This is a genomic window from Cobetia sp., assembly GCF_983723665.1.
In genome coordinates this window covers 18,409-24,234 of sequence record NZ_CFDJES010000038.1, presented here as the reverse complement: position 1 = coordinate 24,234, position 5,826 = coordinate 18,409, and the positions used below count along the sequence as shown (strand labels likewise).

The window sequence follows — 5,826 nt, the reverse complement described above, 5'->3', positions numbered from 1 at the left end:
GAGCTGTGAGAGCTGGCATTCAGCGAGTCGGCGGCCATGGCCGGTGCGGCGCCGAGAGTCGCGAGGCCGGTGAGGCCTGCCAGCGCCAGAAGCTGCCACGGGCGTGCTGCAGAGCGCGGGCTGCGCGAAGTCAGGTGCGCGGGGAGGGAGGCTGAGCGAGTGACGACGTCGGACATGATGGCTCCTGAAGGATGGCGGGAAACAATGCCCTCATTCTAGGTAGCCGAATTTCGAGAAATTTGATCTGGGGCAAGAGTTTACGGGCGTTCTTGCTCGGTCAGGGGCGTGGTTGATCCAGGTCAATTTCTGCGCCGCGCCGACGAAGATTGGCCATGTGGCCGTTGGCTGCCCACAACGAAAACGCCGCAGACCCGAAGGTCTGCGGCGTTTGTGTGTGATGCCCATCTGGCGCCTGGACGGCTCGGCGTTGCCGAGCTCCATCGCTGACGTTTTCCTGACGTGGCATCACACGGCTTGCCAGGTACTCGCTGGAGGCATGTTCACGCCTCGTGCAAGAACTTAGAAGCGGTAGGTGACACCGGCACCGACAGTGACCGGGTCCAGCTCGGTGTCGTTCACGTCCTGACCGGCGATCTTGGTATCGGCCTTGACGTCGGCGTAACGAGCGAAGCCGTTGACGGCCCAGGCTTCGGTGATCTTGAGGTCCACACCCAGCTCGGCAGCGGCGCCGTAGCTGTCGTCGATGTCCATGCTCTGGCCACCGGCAGACTCACCGGAGAAGTGAGTGTAGTTCAGGCCGACACCAGCGTACGGCTGGACGCGGGCTTCAGTACCGCCCAGCGGGTAGTACTGCAGCATCAGGTTGATCGGCATCTGATCGAAACCACCGGCGCTGTTTTCCCAGTCAGTGCTGAATTCTTCAGTGGACTGCAGGGCGATGGCCAGGTTGTCGTGGAACATGTAGCCCACGGAACCGGCGAAGCCAGACTCGTCCTTGGCGATCAGACCGTTGCCGTTGTTGCTCTTGCCGTCGACCTTGGCAACGCCACCGCGCAGGAAGATGTCACCCTTGCCATATGCCATGGCGGATTGTGCGCCCATTGCCATGGTGCCGGCGATAACAGTAGCGGTCAGGATCTTGATAGCTTTCATGTGTAGTTCTCCTTGAAGCTTGGCTTCGTGAGCTGCCTGTCAGCAGTGCCTCGCTACCCTACGGCTTGGGCCGTGTGCTCTGCGTGGCTGCGTCGATCAGGGGACGCTGCAAACTATAAAAAACAGCGTTCTGTTTGGCAAGCATTTTTTTAGAACGTTGTTTGAAAACTTATTAGGTGTCCTGTTAGCAGATGTTACCGATTATTTCAGGGAAGTTTAATGTCTCACGAGTGAGACTTGTGCTGACGCATTCGAGCGACATCCCCATTCATCCTCGCGCAAGGTGACCAAGACCTTGGTCGCATGCCGTGCGCGAGGTTAGTACTCACTACGCCAAAGATCGTCACCGGGCTCTGCAGACTCAGCGCCGCTTGCGTGCGGCGCGTGCTTCCAGCTCTTTCAGCCACTGACTGACCTCGGCGCTCTGCGCATCCGCATCGCGATAGACGGCAAGAAATTGTCGCCATTCATCGTGCTGCCAGCCCTTCAGGCGGCGCCACAGCACGTAGAGATCGCGCAGGCACTCGTGACGGCGCAGCACGAAGCGGCGCGTCTTCTCGAGGTCGATGATGACGGCGTCCATCTGCCAGGTGCTGTCCGGCGACTCACTCGGCGGGCGACTCAGGAAGAGGTGCTTGGGGAACAGGCAGCCATGCATCAGGCCAGCCTGATGAATCTCGCGAACGAGGCGGGCGCTGGCGGTGATGACCTGAGAGCGCATGCCGGCATCGAGTTCCGCCCAGCGTTCATGCCAGTGGTCCAGATCATCGCGCCCGGCGAGATCGAAGGTGATCAGGATGGCGCGCCATTCCCGGCCAGCACGCCGCTCGCCGTACCAGCCGGCGTCCACTGCCGGTATTCCCAGCGCGTGATAGTGACGGATGGCACGCCATTCGCGAGAGAAGGTCGGTTCGCCCAGCGGGCGCGCCAGGCTGCGGCCCAGGTGGTTGGTCTGGCGCTTGAGATAGAGGCGATGGCTGTTGCCGTCCTCATCCTCGAGCGTCAGCAGTGAGACCGTCGAGACGCCGCCGCGTTCACGATTCGGCGCGTCGACGTCGTGGGCTGCCACTTGCCACAGGGCATCGAAGCTATTGAGGTCGTGCTGTTCCAGCAGGCGGGCGAGGCCGGCTTCACAGTAATCGCCGTGGCCGCGCGGCGCCGTGGCGCTGGGGCTGGTGGTGGCGGTGTGACCAGCAGAGGGATGAATGGGGGAGCGATGCGTCATGTCAGGTAGGAATCACGGTCTCGGGTGATAGGCGGTAAGCGTTCACTGGCAATCCTTGTCGGTGAGCGCTGCGATGACTGGCCATGATAGTTAGCCTGCTGGGGAAGTGACAGGCCTGCGGCACAAAACTCTCCTTCCCAGCGCGTCAATGGCGCGGGGCCGTGATGGCTTTCTGCGCGGCGACTGGCGGCGCTGGGGTGCGCCAGTCGGTCGCAGCGTGGTGCAACGTCGCAGTGTGGTCGATGGTCGCAGCGCGCGCAGGGGTGCGCAGAGTCAGCGTTGAGATGGCGCCAGGCCAGCGAGGCCCGTCGCTCCAGCATCCATGCGGTTTGCAGCGGAGTTGTCCAGTGACGACAGGCACTTGGCGGAGGTGGCGGGTGCGACATTCGCCCGATAAGTGCGACAACCTGACATCTGGAGACTGGCGCGGGAGGGTAGACAATGTCGACCAAGGTCTTGGTGCCACGGTGCCATTGCCTGTGTGCTTGCCGGCGAGAGTCGGCCTGATGCGTCCGCCCGACGTCGGTGGCAAGCGCATGCAGGGACGGCAGCCTGACCGTCCGCCTTATCGCAAAGGGGTTAAGACATGATCTCCGATACCGTCGTGGAGCTGTCGCGGTTCCAGTTCGGCATGACCGCGCTCTACCACTTCCTGTTCGTACCATTGACCATCGGCATGGCCTTCCTGCTGGCCATCATGGAATCCCTGTATGTCATGACCGGCAAGCAGGTCTACCAGGACATGACCAAATTCTGGGGCAAGCTGTTCGGCATCAACTTCGCCCTCGGCGTGGCCACTGGCCTGACGATGGAATTCCAGTTCGGCACCAACTGGGCCTACTACTCGCATTACGTCGGCGACATCTTCGGTGCGCCGCTGGCCATCGAGGGCCTGGTGGCCTTCTTCCTGGAGTCCACCTTCGTCGGCCTGTTCTTCTTCGGCTGGGACCGCCTGACCAAGCGTCAGCACCTGATGGTGACCTGGCTTGTGGCCTTCGGCTCCAACTTCTCGGCGCTGTGGATCCTGATCGCCAACGGCTGGATGCAGAATCCGGTCGGTGCGGCCTTCAATTTCGAGACCATGCGCATGGAGCTGACCAGCTTCGCGGATGTCATCTTCAACCCGGTCGCCCAGGCCAAGTTCGTGCATACCGTGTCGGCAGGCTATGTGACCGGCGCCATGTTCGTGCTCGGCATCAGCGCCTTCTACCTGCTCAAGGGGCGTGACCTGGGCTTTGCCAAGCGCAGCTTCGCCATCGCCGCCGCCTTCGGCCTGTTCTCGGTGGCCTCGGTGATCGTGCTGGGCGATGAGTCCGGTTATGAAGTCGGGGATGTCCAGAAGGCCAAGCTGGCCGCCATCGAGGCGATGTGGGAAACCGAGCCGGCACCGGCGTCCTTCACGCTGATCGGTCTGCCCAACGAGGAGACCCAGCACACCGATTACGGCATCCACATTCCCTATGTGATGGGCCTGATCGGCACGCGCTCGCTGGATACCGAGATTCCCGGCATCAAGGAGCTGACCGAGGAGCACCGCGGACGCATCCTCAATGGCATGCAGGCCTATGACCTGCTCCAGCAGCTGCGTGATGGCCAGGACGACATCGAGACCCGCAAGGCCTTCGATGCGGTCAAGGATGATCTCGGCTACGGCATGCTGCTCAAGCGCTACGTCGAGACGCCCTCCGATGCCACGCCGGAGATGATCGACAAGGCCGCCGCCGACTCGATTCCGCCGGTCGCGCCGATGTTCTTCTCGTTCCGCATCATGGTCGCCTGCGGCATGGCGATGCTGGTGATCTTCATCGCGGCGGTGTGGATGACCGCCAAGCAGCGCTTCGACGTGCGTCCCTTCCTGTGGATCTGCCTGCTGTCGATCCCGCTGCCGTTCATCGCCGTGGAAACCGGCTGGTTCGTGGCCGAATTCGGGCGTCAGCCGTGGGCGGTGGGGGAGATTCTGCCGACCTTCATGGCGGCCTCGAGTCTGGATGAGTCCGACCTGTGGTGGTCCATCGGTGGCTTCCTGGCCTTCTACAGCCTGTTCTTCGTGATCGAGATGTGGCTGATGTTCCACTTCGCGCGCAAGGGGCCGTCTTCCCTGCACACCGGTCGCTATCACTTCGAGCGCGGCGGCATCCGCCATGGCGCCATGTCCGAAGATGACGGCATGTCACTCAATCCTTCGCTGTCATTCAAGGAGTAACGGATCATGTGGGATTACGAGATCCTCAAGCTGTTCTGGTGGGTGGCGGTAGGGCTGCTGCTGATCGGCTTCGTCATCACCGATGGCATGGACATGGGCGCGGCGATGCTGATGCCGCTGGTCAGCCGCAATGACAGCGAGCGCCGCGTGGTGATCAATACCCTGGCGCCGCACTGGGACGGCAATCAGGTATGGCTGGTCACCGCCATCGGTGCGGTGTTCGCGGTGTGGCCGGTGGTCTACGGCGCCGTGTTCTCAAGCTTCTATTTCGCGATGCTGACCATCCTGTTCTCGCTGTTCTTCCGTCCGCTGGGCTTTGACTACCGCTCCAAGCTCGAGAACACCCAGTGGCGTGGCTGGTGGGACCGCGGCATCGTCGCCGGCAGCCTGATCCCCACCGCCTTCTTCGGGCTGATCTTCGGCAACCTGCTGCAGGGCGTGCCGCTGGAAGTCGATCAGTTCATGCGTGCCAGCTACGCCGGCAGCTACCTGGGCCTGTTCAACCCCTTCGCCTTGCTGTGCGCCGCGCTGTCGGTGGTGATGGTGATGCTGCATGGCGGCACCTGGCTGGTGGCGCGTGCCGATGAGGCCGTCGCCGCACGCAGCGCGCGTCTGGTGCAGCCGCTGGGCCTTTTGACGCTGGGGCTTTTCGCGCTGGGCGGCCTGTGGGTGTGGCTGTCCGGCATGGGCTACAGCATCGATCAGATGGGCGATACCGCCTCGGCCCTGAAGCTGCTCGACAAGCAGGTCGGGCCGGGCAGCTGGCTGGATGTCTACGCGCGTGAGCCGTTGACGCTGCTGGCACCGCTCAGCGCGGTGGTCGGTGTGCTGGCCGCGATGGTGCTGTCGGCCCGGCGCAAGGGCGGCGCGGCCTTCACGGCAAGCTCCGTCGGGGTAGGGGGCGTGGTCGCCACCGCGGGCATCAGCATGTTCCCGTTCATCGTGCCGTCCTCGCGCATGAGCGAGGCCAGTCTGACGCTGTGGGATTCCGTTTCCAGCGAGCTGACGCTCTCCATCGTCACCGTGGCGGGGCTGGTGATGGTGCCGACCATCATCCTCTACACCACCTGGTGCTACGTGAAGATGTGGCGTCGTGTCACCGTCGCGCATATCGAGCAGGACGGCCACAGCCTGTATTGAGCTGACCTGACCTGAATTGAATTAGTTAGCTAGCTGAGCCAATTGCTTCCATTTGCCAAACAGGCGAGGGCACTGCCCTCGCCAGGAGATGACACCATGTGGTATTTCGCCTGGATTCTCGGTGTGTTGCTGGCCTGCTTCGCGG

5 protein-coding genes are annotated in these 5,826 nt (G+C 62.7%); 3 read left to right on the top strand and 2 right to left on the bottom strand.

Annotated elements, in window-relative coordinates; genetic code table 11:
• Positions 1 to 519 precede the first annotated feature (519 nt).
• A complete protein-coding gene (locus AC4FAH_RS05880; protein ID WP_054556795.1) occupies positions 520 to 1,113 on the bottom strand; it encodes an OmpW/AlkL family protein in 594 nt (197 codons plus the stop codon).
• A 361-nt stretch (positions 1,114 to 1,474) separates the two neighbouring features.
• Entirely contained in the window at positions 1,475 to 2,338 is an 864-nt protein-coding gene (locus AC4FAH_RS05875; protein WP_286987585.1) for a lipopolysaccharide kinase InaA family protein, read from the bottom strand.
• A 586-nt stretch (positions 2,339 to 2,924) separates the two neighbouring features.
• Here AC4FAH_RS05875 and AC4FAH_RS05870 point away from each other — a divergent pair.
• The 3 genes from AC4FAH_RS05870 to cydX all read left to right on the top strand — a co-directional run.
• The gene (locus AC4FAH_RS05870) at positions 2,925 to 4,541 is read left to right on the top strand and encodes a cytochrome ubiquinol oxidase subunit I (RefSeq protein WP_286987587.1); all 1,617 of its coding nucleotides are present in this window, start codon (positions 2,925 to 2,927) and stop codon (positions 4,539 to 4,541) included.
• Positions 4,542 to 4,547: 6 nt separating this feature from the next.
• Entirely contained in the window at positions 4,548 to 5,681 is a 1,134-nt protein-coding gene (gene cydB, locus AC4FAH_RS05865) for a cytochrome d ubiquinol oxidase subunit II (RefSeq protein ID WP_209443815.1), read from the top strand.
• A gap of 96 nt (positions 5,682 to 5,777) precedes the next feature.
• Positions 5,778 to 5,826, top strand: a 49-nt coding sequence (gene cydX, locus AC4FAH_RS05860) for a cytochrome bd-I oxidase subunit CydX (RefSeq protein WP_490245765.1), incomplete at its 3' end; no start/stop codon positions are given.

Coding starts and splice junctions, on each gene's coding strand:
- cydB (WP_209443815.1), top strand. CDS start 4,548: ATGTGGGATTACGAGATCCTCAAGCTGTTCTGGTGGGTGGCGGTAGGG.
- AC4FAH_RS05870 (WP_286987587.1), top strand. CDS start 2,925: ATGATCTCCGATACCGTCGTGGAGCTGTCGCGGTTCCAGTTCGGCATG.
- AC4FAH_RS05875 (WP_286987585.1), bottom strand. CDS start 2,338: ATGACGCATCGCTCCCCCATTCATCCCTCTGCTGGTCACACCGCCACC.
- AC4FAH_RS05880 (WP_054556795.1), bottom strand. CDS start 1,113: ATGAAAGCTATCAAGATCCTGACCGCTACTGTTATCGCCGGCACCATG.